At 68.5% G+C, this 18898-nt stretch carries 15 protein-coding genes and 1 pseudogene; 8 read left to right on the top strand and 8 right to left on the bottom strand.

Going from position 1 to position 18898, the window contains the following annotated elements; translation table 11 throughout:
- The first annotated feature begins 92 nt into the window (after window positions 1-92).
- A complete protein-coding gene (locus OHS82_RS17980) occupies window positions 93-4016 on the top strand; it encodes a DNA-directed RNA polymerase subunit beta' (protein WP_057584690.1) in 3924 nt (1307 codons plus the stop codon).
- 352 nt (window positions 4017-4368) lie between these two features.
- On the opposite strand, the gene OHS82_RS17975 is transcribed toward OHS82_RS17980, so the two are convergent.
- Complete coding sequence (locus OHS82_RS17975) at window positions 4369-5646, bottom strand: hypothetical protein (RefSeq protein WP_328434139.1); 1278 nt, start codon at window positions 5644-5646, stop codon at window positions 4369-4371.
- A gap of 143 nt (window positions 5647-5789) precedes the next feature.
- Between OHS82_RS17975 and OHS82_RS17970 the strand changes: the two genes are divergently transcribed.
- The 5 genes from OHS82_RS17970 to tuf all read left to right on the top strand — a co-directional run bounded on the left by OHS82_RS17970 (window position 5790) and on the right by tuf (window position 11596).
- Window positions 5790-6971 carry a glycosyltransferase family 2 protein gene (locus OHS82_RS17970; protein ID WP_328434138.1) on the top strand — a complete coding sequence of 394 codons (1182 nt, stop codon included), beginning with the start codon at window positions 5790-5792 and terminating at the stop codon, window positions 6969-6971.
- A 255-nt stretch (window positions 6972-7226) separates the two neighbouring features.
- On the top strand, window positions 7227-7598 hold the full coding sequence (gene rpsL / locus OHS82_RS17965) for a 30S ribosomal protein S12 (RefSeq protein ID WP_003948652.1): 372 nt from the start codon (window positions 7227-7229) through the stop codon (window positions 7596-7598).
- Window positions 7599-7601: 3 nt separating this feature from the next.
- Window positions 7602-8072 (top strand): 30S ribosomal protein S7, encoded by a 471-nt coding sequence (rpsG, locus tag OHS82_RS17960; RefSeq protein ID WP_020132641.1) that lies wholly within the window; start codon window positions 7602-7604, stop codon window positions 8070-8072.
- Between the two features lie 39 nt (window positions 8073-8111).
- Complete coding sequence (gene fusA, locus OHS82_RS17955; protein ID WP_057584688.1) at window positions 8112-10238, top strand: elongation factor G; 2127 nt, start codon at window positions 8112-8114, stop codon at window positions 10236-10238.
- A gap of 164 nt (window positions 10239-10402) precedes the next feature.
- A complete protein-coding gene (gene tuf / locus OHS82_RS17950; protein ID WP_057584687.1) occupies window positions 10403-11596 on the top strand; it encodes an elongation factor Tu in 1194 nt (397 codons plus the stop codon).
- A gap of 201 nt (window positions 11597-11797) precedes the next feature.
- On the opposite strand, the pseudogene OHS82_RS17945 reads toward tuf, so the two are convergent.
- Window positions 11798-12241: pseudogene (locus OHS82_RS17945) on the bottom strand (ATP-binding protein).
- Window positions 12242-12438: 197 nt separating this feature from the next.
- On the opposite strand from OHS82_RS17945, the gene OHS82_RS17940 reads away from it, so the two are divergent.
- Together OHS82_RS17940 and OHS82_RS17935 are read left to right on the top strand one after the other, a co-directional pair.
- The gene (locus tag OHS82_RS17940) at window positions 12439-13323 is read left to right on the top strand and encodes a helix-turn-helix domain-containing protein (RefSeq protein WP_328434137.1); all 885 of its coding nucleotides are present in this window, start codon (window positions 12439-12441) and stop codon (window positions 13321-13323) included.
- Window positions 13320-13520: a DUF397 domain-containing protein gene (locus OHS82_RS17935; protein ID WP_328434136.1), complete on the top strand. Its 201-nt coding sequence runs from the start codon at window positions 13320-13322 to the stop codon at window positions 13518-13520. The genes OHS82_RS17940 and OHS82_RS17935 overlap by 4 nt, the downstream gene beginning before the upstream one ends.
- On the opposite strand, the gene OHS82_RS17930 is transcribed toward OHS82_RS17935, so the two are convergent.
- The 6 genes from OHS82_RS17930 to OHS82_RS43535 form a co-directional block, all read right to left on the bottom strand.
- Window positions 13494-13802: a hypothetical protein gene (locus OHS82_RS17930; protein ID WP_057584683.1), complete on the bottom strand. Its 309-nt coding sequence runs from the start codon at window positions 13800-13802 to the stop codon at window positions 13494-13496. The genes OHS82_RS17935 and OHS82_RS17930 overlap by 27 nt on opposite strands.
- 313 nt (window positions 13803-14115) lie before the next feature.
- Window positions 14116-15414, bottom strand: a complete 1299-nt coding sequence (locus OHS82_RS17925) for a YrhB domain-containing protein (protein WP_063894350.1) — start codon at window positions 15412-15414, stop codon at window positions 14116-14118.
- Between the two features lie 9 nt (window positions 15415-15423).
- On the bottom strand, window positions 15424-15720 hold the full coding sequence (locus OHS82_RS17920; protein WP_057584682.1) for a YrhB domain-containing protein: 297 nt from the start codon (window positions 15718-15720) through the stop codon (window positions 15424-15426).
- Window positions 15721-17451, bottom strand: a complete 1731-nt coding sequence (locus tag OHS82_RS17915) for a putative T7SS-secreted protein (protein WP_057584681.1) — start codon at window positions 17449-17451, stop codon at window positions 15721-15723.
- The gene (locus tag OHS82_RS17910) at window positions 17451-18203 is read right to left on the bottom strand and encodes a hypothetical protein (protein ID WP_328434135.1); all 753 of its coding nucleotides are present in this window, start codon (window positions 18201-18203) and stop codon (window positions 17451-17453) included. Before OHS82_RS17910 ends, OHS82_RS17915 begins: the two co-directional genes overlap by 1 nt.
- On the bottom strand, window positions 18200-18850 hold the full coding sequence (locus tag OHS82_RS43535; protein ID WP_443061786.1) for a hypothetical protein: 651 nt from the start codon (window positions 18848-18850) through the stop codon (window positions 18200-18202). The genes OHS82_RS17910 and OHS82_RS43535 overlap by 4 nt, the downstream gene beginning before the upstream one ends.
- Window positions 18851-18898 lie beyond the last annotated feature (48 nt).

Below are 18898 nucleotides of genomic sequence, written 5' to 3'. Positions count from 1 at the left end.
GTTCGGCGATGAAGATCCCTGAACCTCCGGCCGGCCCCGGGACCCCCGTATCAGACCCCAAGACTTACAACCCTGAGAGGGATTGACGCATAGTGCTCGACGTCAACTTCTTCGACGAGCTCCGGATCGGTCTGGCTACCGCTGACGACATCCGTCAGTGGAGCCACGGCGAGGTCAAGAAGCCCGAGACCATCAACTACCGCACGCTCAAGCCCGAAAAGGACGGACTCTTCTGCGAGAAGATCTTCGGTCCGACCCGGGACTGGGAGTGCTACTGCGGCAAGTACAAGCGCGTCCGCTTCAAGGGCATCATCTGCGAGCGCTGCGGCGTCGAGGTCACTCGCGCCAAGGTGCGTCGTGAGCGGATGGGTCACATCGAGCTGGCCGCTCCCGTCACCCACATCTGGTACTTCAAGGGTGTCCCGAGCCGTCTGGGCTACCTGCTCGACCTGGCTCCCAAGGACCTCGAGAAGGTCATCTACTTCGCGGCGTACATGATCACGTACGTCGACGACGAGCGCCGGACCCGTGACCTGCCCTCGCTGGAGGCGCACGTCTCCGTCGAGCGTCAGCAGATCGAGAACCGTCGCGACTCCGACCTCGAGGCCCGCGCCAAGAAGCTCGAGACCGACCTGGCCGAGCTCGAGGCCGAGGGCGCCAAGGCCGACGTGCGCCGCAAGGTGCGCGAAGGCGCCGAGCGCGAGATGAAGCAGCTGCGCGACCGTGCGCAGCGCGAGATCGACCGTCTCGACGAGGTGTGGACGCGCTTCAAGAACCTCAAGGTCCAGGACCTCGAGGGCGACGAGCTGCTCTACCGCGAGCTGCGTGACCGCTTCGGCACGTACTTCGACGGCTCGATGGGCGCCGCCGCGCTGCAGAAGCGCCTGGAGTCCTTCGACCTCGACGAGGAGGCCGAGCGTCTCCGCGAGATCATCCGCACCGGCAAGGGCCAGAAGAAGACCCGTGCGCTCAAGCGCCTGAAGGTCGTCTCCGCGTTCCTGCAGACCAGCAACAGCCCCAAGGGCATGGTGCTCGACTGCGTGCCGGTCATCCCGCCGGACCTCCGCCCGATGGTGCAGCTGGACGGTGGCCGCTTCGCGACCTCCGACCTGAACGACCTGTACCGCCGTGTGATCAACCGCAACAACCGTCTGAAGCGGCTTCTCGACCTCGGCGCGCCCGAGATCATCGTGAACAACGAGAAGCGCATGCTCCAGGAGGCCGTGGACGCGCTCTTCGACAACGGCCGTCGTGGTCGCCCGGTCACGGGCCCCGGCAACCGTCCGCTGAAGTCGCTGTCCGACATGCTCAAGGGCAAGCAGGGCCGCTTCCGTCAGAACCTGCTCGGCAAGCGTGTGGACTACTCCGCGCGTTCCGTGATCGTCGTCGGTCCGCAGCTGAAGCTGCACCAGTGCGGTCTGCCGAAGGCGATGGCGCTGGAGCTGTTCAAGCCGTTCGTGATGAAGCGGCTCGTGGACCTCAACCACGCGCAGAACATCAAGAGCGCGAAGCGCATGGTGGAGCGCGGCCGCACCGTCGTGTACGACGTCCTCGAAGAGGTCATCGCCGAGCACCCGGTGCTGCTGAACCGTGCGCCCACCCTGCACCGCCTCGGCATCCAGGCCTTCGAGCCGCAGCTGGTCGAGGGCAAGGCCATCCAGATCCACCCGCTCGTCTGCACCGCGTTCAACGCGGACTTCGACGGTGACCAGATGGCCGTCCACCTGCCGCTCTCCGCGGAGGCGCAGGCCGAGGCCCGCATCCTGATGCTGTCCTCGAACAACATCCTCAAGCCCGCCGACGGCCGTCCGGTGACGATGCCGACCCAGGACATGGTCCTCGGTCTGTTCTTCCTCACCACCGACGGCGAGCTGCGCGACACCAAGGGCGAGGGCCGGTCCTTCGGCTCCACGGCCGAGGCGATCATGGCGTTCGACGCCGGTGAGCTCGCGCTGCAGTCGCCGATCGACATCCGCTTCCCGGTGGGCACCATCCCGCCGCGTGGCTGGACGCCGCCGGCGCAGGAGGAGGGCACTGCGTCCGACAGCGGCTACGCCGCGGGCGAGTGGCAGCAGGGTGACACCTTCCGGCTGCGGACGACCCTGGGCCGCGCGCTCTTCAACGAGCTGCTGCCCGAGGACTACCCGTTCGTCGACTACTCGGTGGGCAAGAAGCAGCTCTCCGAGATCGTCAACGACCTGGCCGAGCGCTACCCCAAGGTCATCGTGGCGGCGACGCTCGACAACCTGAAGGCGGCCGGCTTCTTCTGGGCGACCCGTTCCGGTGTCACCGTGGCCATCTCCGACGTCGTCGTTCCCGAGGCGAAGAAGGAGATCGTCAAGGGTTACGAGGCGCAGGACGAGAAGGTCCAGAAGCAGTACGAGCGCGGTCTGATCACCAAGGAAGAGCGCACGCAGGAGCTCATCGCGATCTGGACCAAGGCGACCAACGAGGTCGCCGAGGCGATGAACGCGAACTTCCCCAAGACCAACCCCATCTTCATGATGGTTGACTCGGGCGCCCGAGGAAACATGATGCAGATGCGGCAGATCGCCGGTATGCGCGGTCTGGTGTCGAACGCGAAGAACGAGACCATCCCGCGTCCGATCAAGGCGTCCTTCCGTGAGGGCCTGTCCGTGCTGGAGTACTTCATCTCCACGCACGGCGCCCGTAAGGGTCTCGCGGACACCGCCCTGCGTACCGCCGACTCGGGTTACCTGACCCGTCGTCTGGTGGACGTCTCGCAGGACGTCATCATCCGCGAGGAGGACTGCGGCACCGAGCGCGGTCTGAAGCTGAAGATCGCCGTCCGCGGCGAGGACGGCGTCCTGCGCAAGACGGACGACGTCGAGACCAGCGTCTACGCCCGCATGCTCGCCGAGGACGTCGTCATCGACGGCAAGGTGATCGCGCCGGCCAACGTGGACCTGGGCGACGTGCTCATCGACCAGCTCGTGCGCCACGGCGTCGAGGAGGTCAAGACCCGCTCGATCCTGACCTGTGAGTCGCAGGTCGGCACGTGTGCCATGTGCTACGGCCGCTCGCTGGCCACCGGCAAGCTGGTCGACATCGGTGAGGCGGTCGGCATCATCGCCGCCCAGTCCATCGGTGAGCCCGGCACCCAGCTGACGATGCGTACCTTCCACACCGGTGGTGTGGCCGGTGACGACATCACCCAGGGTCTGCCGCGTGTCGTCGAGCTCTTCGAGGCCCGTACCCCGAAGGGTGTCGCCCCGATCTCCGAGGCCTCCGGCCGCGTGCGGATCGAGGAGACCGAGAAGACCAAGAAGATCGTCATCACGCCGGACGACGGCAGCGACGAGACGGCGTTCCCGATCTCGAAGCGCGCCCGTCTTCTGGTCAGCGAGGGCGAGCACGTCGAGGTGGGCCAGAAGCTCACCGTGGGCGCCACCAACCCGCACGACGTGCTGCGCATCCTGGGTCAGCGTGCCGTCCAGGTCCACCTGGTCGGCGAGGTCCAGAAGGTCTACAACTCGCAGGGTGTGTCGATCCACGACAAGCACATCGAGATCATCATCCGGCAGATGCTGCGCCGGGTGACGATCATCGAGTCCGGCGACGCCGAGCTGCTGCCCGGCGAGCTCGTCGAGCGCTCGAAGTTCGAGGTCGAGAACCGTCGTGTGGTGCAGGAGGGCGGTCACCCGGCCTCCGGTCGTCCGCAGCTCATGGGTATCACCAAGGCCTCGCTGGCCACGGAGTCCTGGCTGTCGGCGGCGTCCTTCCAGGAGACGACCAGGGTGCTCACGGACGCGGCGATCAACGCCAAGTCCGACTCCCTGATCGGCCTCAAGGAGAACGTCATCATCGGTAAGCTCATCCCGGCCGGTACGGGTCTGTCCCGCTACCGCAACATCCGGGTCGAGCCGACCGAGGAGGCCAAGGCCGCGATGTACTCGGCCGTCGGCTACGACGACATCGACTACTCGCCGTTCGGCACGGGCTCCGGCCAGGCCGTTCCGCTGGAGGACTACGACTACGGTCCGTACAACCAGTAAGGCGTACGTCTGAGGTACCGAAGGGCGGTCACCCCCGTTGCGGGGTGGCCGCCCTTCGGCGTGACCGGGGGACCGCTGCCAGGCGCTCTGCCAGGCGTTCCGCCGAGCACCCTGACAGGCGCTCTGACGGGGGCCAGAGGGCCGGGACACCCTTGCCGCCTCCCCGTGCGCCGAAGGGAGCCGCCGGGGCTTCCGGGGGCCGAAGAGCGCCGCGGAGAGGCCAGGGGAGGCGCGCGCAAGCGAGGCGGGGTGAGTCGAGGCGGGTGAGGTGCGGCGAGGGGGCGACGAGGCTCCCGGGCGGTGGTCGCGGGACGCGGGAGGCGTCAGGCGCCGCCTTCGCGCTCCGGGCCGGCTACGGGATTCCCAGTTCGAAGATCACGTAGTGCGCGTACCACCCGGAGGCGACGGCCGCCGTCGTGAAGAACACCGCCAGGCTCGGCCACTTCAGCCGGCTCATCGCCGCGGCCGGCGCGAGCAGCAGGGGAAAGGCCGGGAGCAGGTAGCGGCCCGTGTTGCCGAACATCTGCTGGGTGCCCAGCACGGTGATCACGCTCGCCAGCGTGTACGCGACCAGCACCAGCGGCGGCTTCTTGCGCAGCATCAGCGCGATGAGGAACGGCAGTGCCAGCACCACCTGGACGGCGAGGAGGTCCGGGACGGAGAACGCGAACAGGTAGTCGTGGCGGCCGACCGCGGTGTTGGCGAGCACGTCCCAGGTGTACTTGCCGAAGTCGAAGTAGTGCGCCCAGCCCTCGCGCTGGAGCGTGAAGTACGCGGTGAGGTCGCCCGAGCCGAGGCCGACCCAGGCGACGTAGGTGAGCAGGCCGAGCGGGGCGGCGAACATGGCGTAGAGGGGGCCTGCCACCCCGTGCTCGCGCCTGCTGTCGCGCCGGGCGAGGGTGACGATCGCGGCCAGGCCGACGGCGCCGATGAGGGCGGCGGAGGTGGGCCGGTTGAGCCCGGCCAGGAAGGCGAGCAGTCCGGCCGCCACCCAGCGGCGCTTCATCACGCAGTAGCAGCACCAGGTCGCGATGGCGACGAAGACCGACTCCGAGTAGACCGCCCACTCGACGCCCGCGCCGGGCGCCAGCGCCCACAGGCCGGCCGCGATCGTGCCGGCCCGCGCACCGGCGAGCGTGGATATCACCGCGTAGACGCCGGCGGCCGCCACGAAGGACGCCACCACCGACACCATGATCCCGGAGCCGTACAGTCCGAGGCCGGTGACCTCGGAGACGCCGCGGATCAGGCCCGGGTAGAGCGGGAAGAAGGCGACCGAGTTCTGCTTGACGGTGAACAGCCCGCCCGGGGCGAGCCGCTCCAGCGGGCCGGGGTCGTAGCCCTTCTCGGCGACCTGGAGGTACCACCAGCCGTCCCAGGTGGCGAGCACGTCCCACCAGTGGGCGCCGCCGCCGAAGCGCGGGTTCTTCTTCTGGTACTCGTCGGCCCACTCCAGGAGCCAGGCGAACACCGACAGACCCACGAGCTTCGTCACACCGAAGAGGAGCAGCGGGGCGCGGTACGGTCGTACACCGTCCGGCAGGGTGAGGCGGCGCAGGGTTCCTGACCGCTTCTCCGGCCCGTCGGGCACGGCGGGGTCCGTCGCCGTGTCGCTGGAAGCCGTGCTCATGGCTGGGGTCCCCCCTCGGCCGACCGCCGGACGTCCAGGGCGGCGGCGCTGCTGTCCGGATGATCGTGAAGTCTGCTCACAAGAGTGTGGTCATAAGATCGCAACAGAGTCGCACATGCGCACCACAGGTTGGGGGAGGACGGGTGGCCGAAGCGTCGAGGACCACGGCAGCGCCGACCGTCTTGTCGGTCGTCATACCCATGTACAACGAGGAGGAGGTGCTGCCCGCGCTCGTCAGCCGGCTGCGCCCGGTCCTCGCCGGGCTCGGCGTCGAGCACGAGGTCGTGGCGGTGGACGACGGCAGCACGGACCGCACGGCGGAGCTGCTGGCCGCGTTCCGGCTCGGCTGGCCGCAGCTGCGCGTCATCGGCCTGCGCCGCAACTCCGGCCATCAGGCCGCCCTGACCGCCGGGCTGGACCGGGCGGTCGGCGCGTACGTCGTCAGCATCGACGCCGACCTCCAGGACCCGCCCGAGAAGATCCCCGACATGCTCGAGCTGGCCCGCGCCGAGAGCCTGGACATCGTCTACGGCATCCGCGCCGACCGGGCCAGCGACACCGGCTTCAAGCGGTGGACGGCGGGTCTGTACTACCGCCTCGTCCGCCGCCTGGCGGGCCCGTCGGTGCCGGCCCAGGCCGGTGACTTCCGGCTGCTCAGCCGGGCCGCCGTGGACGCCCTGAAGGCCCTGCCCGACCAGCAGCGCGTCTACCGTCTCCTCGTGCCCTGGCTGGGCTTTCCCAGCGGCCAGGTGACCTACGAGCGGGCCCCGCGGCCGGCCGGGCAGAGCAAGTACCCCCTCGGCCGGATGATCCGGCTCGCCGTCGACAGCGTCACCGGCTTCTCGGCCGCGCCGCTGCGCATCGCCACGTGGCTGGGCGGCTTCGCCTTCCTGGTCTGTCTCGGCCTGATGGTCTACACGCTGAGCGCCCACGCCTTCCAGCACACGGTGCCCGGCTGGACGTCCCTCTTCATCGGCGTGCTGTTCATCGGCGCCGTACAGCTGGTCTGCGTCGGGCTGCTCGGCGAGTACGTGGGCCGTATCTACACGGCCGTGCAGAACCGTCCGACGTACTTCATCGGCCACGACACGGCGGCCGGTGGCCAGGACACGGCGGCCGGTGGCCAGGACACGGCGGTGGGGGCCGGAACCGGGGCCGGCGACGGAACCGGAACCGGAACCGGAACCGGAACCGGGAACGGGAACGGGAACGGGAACGGGAACGGAACCGGGGCCGGAGCGTCGGTGCCGTCTCCCGCGGGGCCGCCGACGGGTTCCGAGGACGCCGCGGCCCGCGTGGCACAGGGGCTGAGACAGGGCTCGTAAACCTCCGGCGTGTCGGTGACTGGGCCTTTGTTTTGACCGGAGTCGGTGCGCTAGGTACGCTCAGACCTTGTGCCTGGGGTGTGCCCTGGCCCATGTGCGTGTCTGCAACCGCACCGGGGCCGTAGCAATGGCCACCGCGATCCGCGCCCCTTCCAGCCTCGCGGCGGAAGTCCGCGGGTCCGACACACCCGACCGCGTGGGTCGGCGAAGTTCCAGGTTAGCTTCACCATTCGGCACACAGAAACCGGAGAAGTAGTGCCTACGATCCAGCAGCTGGTCCGTAAGGGCCGGCAGGACAAGGTCGAGAAGAACAAGACGCCCGCACTCGAGGGTTCGCCCCAGCGTCGCGGCGTCTGCACGCGTGTGTTCACGACCACCCCGAAGAAGCCGAACTCGGCCCTGCGTAAGGTCGCGCGTGTGCGTCTGACCAGCGGTATCGAGGTCACTGCTTACATTCCGGGTGAGGGACACAACCTGCAGGAGCACTCCATCGTGCTCGTGCGCGGCGGCCGTGTGAAGGACCTGCCGGGTGTTCGCTACAAGATCATCCGCGGCTCCCTCGACACCCAGGGTGTCAAGAACCGCAAGCAGGCCCGCAGCCGCTACGGCGCCAAGAAGGAGAAGTAAACAATGCCTCGTAAGGGCCCTGCCCCGAAGCGCCCGGTCATCATCGACCCGGTCTACGGTTCTCCTCTTGTCACGTCGCTCATCAACAAGGTGCTGCTGAACGGCAAGCGCTCCACCGCCGAGCGCATCGTCTACGGCGCCATGGAGGGCCTGCGCGAGAAGACCGGCAACGACCCGGTCATCACGCTGAAGCGCGCTCTCGAGAACATCAAGCCGACCATCGAGGTCAAGTCCCGCCGTGTCGGTGGCGCGACCTACCAGGTCCCGATCGAGGTCAAGCCCGGCCGCGCGAGCACCCTTGCTCTGCGCTGGCTCGTCGGCTACTCCCGCGCCCGTCGCGAGAAGACCATGACCGAGCGCCTGCTCAACGAGCTTCTCGACGCGTCCAACGGCCTCGGCGCCGCTGTGAAGAAGCGCGAGGACACCCACAAGATGGCCGAGTCCAACAAGGCCTTCGCGCACTACCGCTGGTAGTCGCTACCCACATCGAGACCGAGAGAAGACGAAAGCCTTATGGCTACCACTTCACTTGACCTGGCCAAGGTCCGCAACATCGGGATCATGGCCCACATCGACGCGGGCAAGACGACCACCACCGAGCGGATCCTGTTCTACACCGGCGTCTCCTACAAGATCGGTGAGGTCCACGACGGCGCCGCGACCATGGACTGGATGGAGCAGGAGCAGGAGCGTGGCATCACGATCACCTCTGCTGCCACCACCTGTCACTGGCCGCTTGCCGACGTCGACCACACCATCAACATCATCGACACCCCGGGTCACGTCGACTTCACCGTCGAGGTGGAGCGTTCCCTGCGTGTGCTCGACGGCGCTGTGACGGTGTTCGACGGCGTTGCCGGCGTCGAGCCCCAGTCCGAGACCGTGTGGCGTCAGGCGGACCGTTACGGCGTCCCGCGTATCTGCTTCGTCAACAAGCTCGACCGGACCGGTGCCGAGTTCCACCGTTGCGTCGACATGATCAGCGGCCGCCTGGGTGCGACCCCGATCGTGATGCAGCTGCCGATCGGTGCCGAGGCCGACTTCAAGGGCGTCGTCGACCTGGTCACGATGAAGGCCTTCGTGTGGTCCGCCGAGGCGGAGAAGGGCGAGATGTACGACGTCGTCGACATCCCGTCCACCCACACCGAGGCTGCCGAGGAGTACCGCGGCAAGCTCGTCGAGACCGTCGCCGAGAACGACGACGAGATCATGGAGCTGTACCTGGAGGGCCAGGAGCCTTCCGTGGAGCAGCTGTACGCCGCGATCCGTCGTATCACCATCGCGTCCGGCAAGTCCGACGGCGTCACCGTCACCCCGGTGTTCTGTGGCACCGCGTTCAAGAACAAGGGCGTCCAGCCCCTGCTCGACGCGGTCGTGCGCTACCTGCCCTCCCCCCTGGACGTCGAGGCCATCGAAGGCCACGACGTCAAGGACCCGGAGCAGGTCGTCAAGCGCAAGCCGTCCGAGGACGAGCCGCTGTCCGCCCTCGCGTTCAAGATCATGAGCGACCCGCACCTGGGCAAGCTCACCTTCGTCCGGGTCTACTCGGGCCGCCTGGTGTCCGGCACTGCCGTGCTGAACTCCGTCAAGGGCAAGAAGGAGCGCATCGGCAAGATCTACCGCATGCACGCGAACAAGCGTGAGGAGATCGAGGCGGTCGGCGCCGGCGACATCGTCGCCGTCATGGGTCTGAAGCAGACCACGACCGGCGAGACGCTGTGCGACGACAAGAACCCGGTGATCCTGGAGTCCATGGACTTCCCGGCTCCGGTCATCCAGGTCGCCATCGAGCCCAAGTCGAAGGGCGACCAGGAGAAGCTGGGCATCGCGATCCAGCGCCTGGCCGAGGAGGACCCGTCGTTCCAGGTCCACTCGGACGAGGAGACCGGCCAGACCATCATCGGCGGCATGGGCGAACTGCACCTCGAGGTGCTGGTCGACCGTATGCGCCGTGAGTTCAAGGTCGAGGCCAACGTCGGCAAGCCGCAGGTCGCCTACCGCGAGACCATCCGCAAGGCGGTCGACCGGGTCGACTACACGCACAAGAAGCAGACCGGCGGTACCGGCCAGTTCGCCAAGGTGCAGATCGCGATCGAGCCGATCGAGGGCGGCGACGCCTCGTACGAGTTCGTGAACAAGGTGACCGGTGGTCGTATCCCGAAGGAGTACATCCCTTCGGTCGACGCCGGTGCGCAGGAGGCCATGCAGTTCGGCATCCTCGCCGGCTACGAGATGACCGGCGTGCGCGTCACCCTGCTCGACGGTGGCTACCACGAGGTCGACTCCTCCGAGCTCGCCTTCAAGATCGCCGGTTCGCAGGCCTTCAAGGAGGCCGCGCGCAAGGCCAGCCCCGTGCTGCTCGAGCCGATGATGGCCGTCGAGGTCACCACGCCCGAGGACTACATGGGCGAGGTCATCGGCGACATCAACTCCCGCCGTGGTCAGATCCAGGCCATGGAGGAGCGGGCCGGTGCCCGCGTCGTCAAGGGCCTGGTGCCCCTGTCGGAGATGTTCGGCTACGTCGGCGACCTCCGCAGCAAGACGTCGGGTCGCGCGAGCTACTCGATGCAGTTCGACTCCTACGCCGAGGTTCCGCGGAACGTCGCCGAGGAGATCATCGCGAAGGCCAAGGGCGAGTAACGCACCGCGTTCACACGCTTTAGGCTTGACTCCGGAGCCTCTGGGGCAACCACCCGCATTCGTCAAGGATCGTGGGTGTTTGCCCCGGCCCCGGGATTTGACAGCAAAGATCACCTGGCGCCGATGAAGCAAGGCGTTCCAGAACCACTCCCAGGAGGACCCCAGTGGCGAAGGCGAAGTTCGAGCGGACTAAGCCGCACGTCAACATCGGCACCATCGGTCACATCGACCACGGTAAGACGACCCTCACGGCCGCCATTACCAAGGTGCTGCACGACGCGTACCCGGACCTGAACGAGGCCTCGGCCTTCGACCAGATCGACAAGGCTCCTGAGGAGCGCCAGCGCGGTATCACCATCTCCATCGCGCACGTCGAGTACCAGACCGAGACGCGTCACTACGCCCACGTCGACTGCCCCGGTCACGCGGACTACATCAAGAACATGATCACGGGTGCGGCGCAGATGGACGGCGCCATCCTCGTTGTCGCCGCCACCGACGGCCCGATGCCGCAGACCAAGGAGCACGTGCTCCTGGCCCGCCAGGTCGGCGTTCCGTACATCGTCGTCGCCCTGAACAAGGCCGACATGGTGGACGACGAGGAGATCCTGGAGCTCGTCGAGCTCGAGGTCCGTGAGCTCCTCTCCGAGTACGAGTTCCCGGGCGACGACCTGCCGGTCGTCAAGGTCTCGGCGCTCAAGGCCCTCGAGGGCGACCCGGAGTGGGCGAAGACCGTCCTGGAGCTCATGGCCGCGGTCGACGAGTCGATCCCGACCCCCGAGCGTGACGTCGACAAGCCGTTCCTCATGCCCGTCGAGGACGTCTTCACGATCACCGGTCGCGGTACGGTCGTCACCGGCCGTATCGAGCGTGGTGTCCTGAAGGTCAACGAGACCGTCGACATCATCGGCATCAAGCAGGACAAGACCACCACCACGGTCACCGGCATCGAGATGTTCCGCAAGCTGCTCGACGAGGGCCAGGCCGGTGAGAACGTCGGTCTGCTGCTTCGTGGCATCAAGCGCGAGGACGTCGAGCGCGGCCAGGTCATCATCAAGCCGGGTTCGGTCACGCCGCACACCGAGTTCGAGGCCCAGGCCTACATCCTGTCGAAGGACGAGGGTGGCCGTCACACCCCCTTCTTCAACAACTACCGTCCGCAGTTCTACTTCCGTACGACGGACGTGACCGGCGTCGTGACCCTCCCCGAGGGCACCGAGATGGTCATGCCGGGTGACAACACCGAGATGAAGGTGGAGCTCATCCAGCCCGTCGCCATGGAAGAGGGCCTGAAGTTCGCCATCCGTGAGGGTGGCCGGACGGTCGGCGCCGGCCAGGTCACCAAGATCAACAAGTAAGTCTGTTGATCGACCTGGTAGCTCCAGCCTGAGCTGAGCAACCTGAGAGGGCCCGTACGACTCCGGTCGTACGGGCCCTCTCGCATGTTCGGCGCCGGGATGCGGTCATCGGGAAGTTGCCGGCTTCGTCGGTGGCCAGGCCCCCGCAAGGGATGCCAGTCCCTGCGGGGGCCGTCGCATGGGGGGCTTGGTGGGGTCATTTCACCCCGGTGGCCCCTGGGGAAGACCGTCCCTGACGCCGAAGCACGGGGGAGCGGCTTCCCGTGCGGACGACGCGTGGATCTCGGCCCAGACCGTCTTGCGCGGCCACCGTCCCTCGTGCACTCCCCAGCGGTCGGCCAGCGCGTCCACCAGAAGCAGTCCGCGGCCCGACTCGCCCTCTGCGTCGGCCGGTCGTAGACACGATCAGGTCACCGTGCGTGTCCGTCACCTCGATGCGGAGGGCGTCGCCGATGACGTACAGGAGCAGGCGGAAGTCGCGGCCGGGGACGCGTCCATGGGTGACGGCGTTGGCGGCCAGTTCGGCGACGAGGAGCGCGGCCGGGTCCAGCGGCAGCCCCCAGGCGCGGAGTGCTCGGTTGCGAGGAGGCGGGCGAGGCGAGCTCCGCGGGGCGTGGCGGACAGGCGCACGTCGAGGTCGCGCAGGGCGACGCCGGGGGAGTCGGGTCGGTGGTCTTCCTGAATCACGTCACTCAGCGTGGCGATCTCCGCGTACCGTGAACAGTGATCGGGCGATTGCGTAGGGTCACTGTCCATCCCTTGTCCGGTCGTGTCCGGGCTTGTCGGAGGCGGGCGCACGGGTATCGCCGTGAAGGTGTGACGGGACGACGGAGGGGTGCGGGATGTCGGTCGACGGGCAGGCGGTACGGCTCAAGGACGAGACGGGTGAGACGGACGAGCCGGGCTGGGAGGTGGACCCGGACGACGAATGGGGCGTCGCGGTCGTCGCCACGGTGGGACGCCAACTGAAGCTGCGCCGGGAGGCCGTGGCGATGCGGGTCGCCGACTTCGCGGTGGCCGTCGGGTACGGCGAGGACATGGTCTACAAGATCGAGAGCGGCCGGCGGATCCCCCGCCCCGAGTATCTGGACAGGGCGGACGAGATCCTGGGCGCGGGCGGCCTGCTCTCGGCCATGAACGAGGACGTGAAGAGGGTCCAGTACCCGAAGAAGGTCCGGGAGATCGCGGAGCTGGAGGCGAGGGCGGTCGAGATCCAGCTCTACGATCCGCTGAGCATCCATGGTCTGCTGCAGACGCCGGAGTACACGAGGGCGCTCCTGCAGATGCGGAGGCCCGCATATACGGATGACGTGGTGGCACGAGGGGTCGCTGCACGCGTCGCACGCAGTTCGGTGTTCGATCGGGACCCGATGCCCGAGCTCGGATTCATCCTGGAGGAATGGACGTTGCGACGACCGCTCGGGGGGCGGGCGGTGCTGCGCCGCCAGCTCGAACACCTGCTGGAGACCGGGCGGTTGCGCAACGTCGAGCTGCAGGTGATGCCGATGGACCGAGAGGAACACGCGGGGCTGGCCGGTGGCATCGAAGTGCTGAAGTTCGCCGACGGTTCGGCGGTGGGGCGCTCGCCGGCGGTGGCAAACGGTCGGGCGGTATCCGACCTGAAGCAGCTCCGTATCCTTGAACTGCGGTATGGCATCATCCGAGCTCAGGCGCTCACTCCGCGTGAGTCGTCGGCCTTCATCGAGCAACTGCTGGGGGATACATGATCCGGGACCTGCACTGGTTCAAGAGCAGCTACAGCAGCAGCAGTGAAGCCGACTCCTGCGTCGAAGTCGCCACCACGTCCGCCGCCGTCCACGTCCGTGACTCCAAGGTCGTTGACGGCCCCGCGTTCCAGGTCGCCTCGGCCGCCTGGACGGAGTTCGTGACGTACGCGTCAGGCGGAGACCATCGCGGCCAGTAGCACCAGGAGCCCCACCGGGAAGAGCGTGATCAGCAGTGCCGCGCCGGCCGCCAGGATGCGGGGCATCCGAAGCGAGAGACGGTGCGGCAGGACCCAGGCGAGGGCGTACAGGGCCAGGGCCGTGTAGATCATGCCGCCGTACTGCCCCATGCCGTCGTGGTCCAGGATGACGGCGTATTCCGTCGCGAGGACCGGCAGTCCGAACACGGAGGCCGCGAAGGGGGCTGTCCACCACGTCTTGTGGGGCTCGGGAAGCGGGGTACCTGCGGTCTGCGTCGTCATGGCTTCCATCCCACCGGCATCGGTGCTCCGGCGGCATCCGGGCACCTACTCATTCGCTCACCGCGTTCCGCCTGAGTAGCGGTACCCGGCACAGCGCGTCTCGGTGACCGGCCAGGCGGCCGCGCCCACCGAGGACCCGGTGAACGCCCCGCCGGCACCGCGATCGAGTCCGAGTCGCCCGACGACCAAGCCGCCGGGCGTACCGCGGTCACCGGCACCTCGGGAACGGGAAGGAAGCGGCACAGGCCCGCTGAGAGCGCTTCCTCGGCACTCGTCCCGGCCGTGGGCGATGCACGCCGCAGAGGCCGGGTGTTCAGCGGTAGCGGATCACGTGCAGGCGGTGGACTCCCGCCGGGTCGAGTGACAGGGGGACGCCCGAGGAACCGTCGAGCAGCATCACGCCCTCCGCCGTCACGACGGCGTTCAGCAGCCACCCCACCGCTTCTCGCGACCGGCCGTCCGTCCGCCGTACCCAGACCAGCGCCCGCGCTCCGACGGGCAGGGCCGACAAGGCGTCCGCCGTGGTCTGCCAGTCGACGTGCTCGGACGTGGACAGGACGGTGCCCAGCTCCGCGAGCGTCGGCTCGAACCAGAGGGCGCGGCCGGGCGGGGGCGGTGTGGGGAAGCCCTTCGGGCCCGGGTTCTCGCCCGCGTTCCAGCGCGCCAGCCAGGCCCAGGGCTCCGCGTTGGGCAGGCCGAACGGGGCGCCGTTGTCCTTGGGGACGACGATCGTCGCGTCGAGCAGGGCGTCCTGCCAGCGCCCGCCGTCCAGGAACCGCCTGGTGTTGCAGGAGAAGACCCAGCCCCGCCGGATCTCGTCCTCGGCCGTCGGCGCCACCAGGTCGACCTGACCGCCGTATGCGTCGTCGAGCCAGAGCCGCGCCTTGGCGGCCGCGGAGGCGAAGTCGGGCGCCTCGCGCTCCCACGCCTGCGGCGGGGCTTCCCGCGTCGCGGGCAGGGCGCGCAGGAAGACCAGCTCGTGTACCAGGTCCGCCCTGTCGAGTCTGGCGAGGGACGAGGTCAGACCGTCCAACAGGACCACCTGGCCGTTGTTGTTGTGCGCGTAGAGGAGGTTTCCGGACGCCTCGACGCCGCCGATCGCGCGGCGGACCCAGACCACGCCCCGCGTGTCGGGACCAGGCTCGCTCATGGCCCCGATCACGTCGTCCCAGCCGCTCACGGAAACACGCTGGAACGACGGGAAGTAGCGCCGGGTCAGCCTGGACCACCAGCCGGGTGCCTCGTCGGAGGGCTGCCAGGGCAACGGGACCGACGGGGCACGCTCGACGGCGGAGTGCAGGGCCACCAGGCAGCCGCGTGCGTTGATCCGGCGTGCCTGGTCGGCGACCCGGAGAGCCGCCTGCCGGGGCTCGACCGCGTCCAGGTCCCCGAGGGGGTCGCTGGCCGACGGGTGGAAGGGCGGGCTGCCGTCCTTTGGGACGACGACGGAGGCCGCGAGCATGGGCGTGGCCGGGTAGCCCGGCTGGGTCAGGGTGCGGCAGGAGTACATCCAGGCGGTGGGAGTCTCGTGCACCGGCCGTGGAACGGAGAGTTCGACCAGACCCCGGTATGTGTCGGTCAGCCACGCGGCCGCTCGGGTGTCAGGGCTCATCACGGCTGCCTACTCCTTGGGGGGCCAGTTGCCCGAAGCGCGTCGGGACATGTAGTCGTCCACCGGAAAGGCGCTCGGCGGGAAGTGGGCCTTCCCTCCGTCGTGCGGCACGACGACCACACTGGTGATCGGCGACAGCAGCCAGTCCCCGGTCTCGATGTGCTCCTTCCAGTCGAAGGCGATCACCCAGCCGTAGGGGTGTTCGACGGACTTCTCCGGAAGCATGACCAGCGATTCCGTCTTCTCGGGATAGGTCTTCCTGAGAAGCGCAGCTGCGGAATCCAGCGCCTCGTCTCTGCTCGGCATCTACTTGACTACCTTTTCGTAGGGGACGTGCTGGATTTCCACCACGTTCTTCTCCAGGGTGGCTAGCTTTCCGGTCTGCCCGTCGAGGAACACCACTCCGTGTTCGGTGTTCACCGCATTGAAGAAGTGCCCCGAATTTCCTCGGCCGATGAAGACGGCACTCTTCGCCCCGTCGCCGCGAGCCTGCAGGTCGCGAATGAGATCATCGTAGCTGTCGGCCTTCCGCCAGGGCTGGGTCTCGTCCAGGACCTTGAACGGCTCCAGCGGCAGATGTCCGGGGCCCGGCCGAGGCGCCGCGCTGACCTCGATGTCCTCCATCCGACGCGCGGTCGTGACCGTGGTGTGCGCGCAGTTCTGCGTGTACCCGTCCTCCCAGCGGTTGTTGATGTCCTTCAGCCACGGGTACTGGTCGTCCAGGAATTCCTGGGCCACCTTCGGATCCACCGAGTCGGCGTGAATGGCCCTCTCCGACACGTGATCCGTGCTGCGGGCGAGACCACTCCAGTCCTTGGGGGCGTCCGCGGCCGCCTTCGCGGCCTTCTGCCCGGCGACGAGGTCGTCCCCGTATTTGAGGCCTTGCGCCGCGCCGCTCTCCAGGCCCTCCTTCATCCCCAGCCGCAGCCCGCCGCGCGCCAGTCCCGCGCCCTTCGTCCCGAGCAGTTCGGGCAGGAGTCTGCCGGTGAATTCGGAAGGGTCTTTCTTGAAACCGTCCACCGTCGCCTGGACGACGCGTTCGGGGTGGGCGGCGGTGGAGACGAGGCCGGCCAGTGTCATGTTGACGTTCTGGATGTATTCGGCCGGATGCGTGAGGTTGTACGGGTCGGTCGGGTTGAGTCCGCGCACGAAGTTCAGCAGCCCCGCCGTGCCCTTGAGGGCCCCGCCGACGACATGCGTGAGCTCGGTGTTGTAGGCCTGGTAGCCGTCGACCAGGTCGTTGCCGAGCCGGTCCAGCGGCGGCGGTTCGGCGGGGGCGTGGGCGAGCGCCGCCTTGACCTGGGTCTGCGCCTCGCCGGCGATGAGGTTGCGCTGCTTGCGGGCCTGGGCGAGTCTGGCCCGCGCCGCCCGCATCGCGTCGATGCCCGGATCGTGGAACGGCTCGGGCTGTGGCCCCGGATCCTGGTCGGCCTTGATCTTGGCGTTGTAGGCGTCGACCTTCTTGTTGTACGCCTCCACGGCGTCCACGGAGGCCTTCTTGCCTTTCTTGTACTGCTCGACGGCCTCCTGGGCCTGCCGCTGGGCCCACTCGACGGCGTCCGCGTAGGCGTCCAGCGCCACGCCGGCCGCCTCGCAGGCGTCGGCCGCGTACAGCCACTTCATGGGATGCACACCGAACTTCTCGCGGAAGGCGTCGCCGCCCACGCCCTTCCAGCCGGCCGAGTCGACCTTCTTCATGCCGACGCCGACCTTGTCGAACGCGGCCTGGAAGTCCTTGAGGTGCTTGGCGCTCGCCCGGATCTTCGCGGGGTTGCCGTGGACGAGCTCGTCAGCCTGCTCGGTCTGGCCGAGCTGCTGCTCCCCGGGGGTGGCGCCGAGGTCGGAGGCGAGTTCGTCGCCGAAGTCCTCCACCGCGTCGGCGGCGCCGTGCAGGCCTATGTGGTCGAGCCCGTCGCCGGCCTTGTCGGTGACGTAGTCGATGCCCTCGCCGAGCTTCTTCTTGCCCTCGTCGACGAGATTCTCGCCGTACTCCAGACCGCTGTTCAGACCGCCCTTGATGTCGTCGACGATCCCCATCAGCCCGCCCCGCCCTGTTGCTGCGCGGCCTGGGCCGCCTGCGCGCGTGCCTCGGGAGACGGGCCGAAGGTGTCGTCCAGCATCTTGTCGTACTCGGCGTCCGAGACCCCGAACGTATCGTGCAGGTTCTCGGGGTTGAGCCCGAGAGGCCCGACGGTCTTCGACGTCATCACATCGCGGCCGGCGTCCTTCCAGCCCTGCTTGATGTTCTCGCCCGCCCGGTCGAAGGACTCCTGGCTGTAGTCGACCTCCCCGCTGAAGACGCCGGAGGTGGCGATGTCGCCCCAGCCCATCCGGGTGACCTCGTCCTCGGAGGCGTACGGATTGCCGATGAGGGAGTTGGTGACCACCTTGAACGTGCCCCCGACGTATTCCTCGGTCTCGTGGAGGGTGCCGGCCGCGAGCCCGGTCTTGACGGCGAAACCGTTGCCCTCGTTGATCAGGGAGCGCACCCCCCACTCCCAGCGCTCGCAGAACGAGCCGAACGTGTCGGTCAGCCCCTCGTGGCCCAGCTCCAGCCCCGACAGGGACAGGTCCCCGAAGCCGCGCCCGGCGCCGGCCATGCCGACCATGCCGAGCTCCTTGAGTTCGCCCAGCGCCTCCGTCAGCCCCTTGGCGATCAGATCCAGGCCGACGGCCTTGAGGTCCGGCTCCCCGCTCCCGCTCAGCGGCGCGCCGCCGCCGTTCACGGGCACCCAGGCGCCGTTCGCGGGCACACCGCCGCCGACCAACTGCTCCCCGTCGCCGCTCACCAGGCGCCCCCCTGCTCACGATCCACGGCCACCTCGTCCGGCACGACGCCCCTCACCGGCGGGAACACCACGCCGTCCGGGCCGTCCGCGCAGTCCAGCGCCACCCCGCAGGGCACGCCCGCCGCGGGCACGGCCACGTCCAGCAGCCGTGCGCCGAGGATCGTCTGGTAGGCCCACTCGCGGTGGTACTCGCCCCGGGCCAGCGCGTACCGGGACAGCGCCTGTCCGTCGGAGAACGCCAGGATGAACCGGACGCCGCCCAGGTCGGCGGTGAGCAGGCCCCGCTCGCCGTCGGGGCCGGGTCCGTCGCCCAGCGGGACCAGTACCGCCGTCTGCCGGAACTCCTCCAGAAGATCGGCGAACCACCGCCGCCGGGCCTCGGCCTCCGGGTCGTCCGCGGCCGGCGCGGGCGCGGCCACCGGTTCCGGTACGGCCACCGGTTCGGGTGCGGGCACAGGTTCCCGTACCAGCACTGGTTCCGGTGCGGCCTTTGATTCCGGTGCGGCTTGCGGCTCCGGTGCGGGCGGCGCCGCCCGCACCTCGGACGGCTCCCGTGGCGGGGCCGTCATCTCCGCGTAGTCCTCGAGACGCGACCGGGGAACCCTGTTCCCGGGCGGTCCGCTCGCCTTGCCCCCGTACTCAGACATGCCGACGATTATGGCGAGGACCTGTCACCGGACGTCGTGCGGGGGCGC

This window comes from Streptomyces sp. NBC_00425 (assembly GCF_036030735.1).
Classification (GTDB): domain Bacteria; phylum Actinomycetota; class Actinomycetes; order Streptomycetales; family Streptomycetaceae; genus Streptomyces.
The sequence above is the reverse complement of the archived record's forward strand: the minus strand, read 5'-3'. Positions and strand labels throughout refer to the sequence as shown.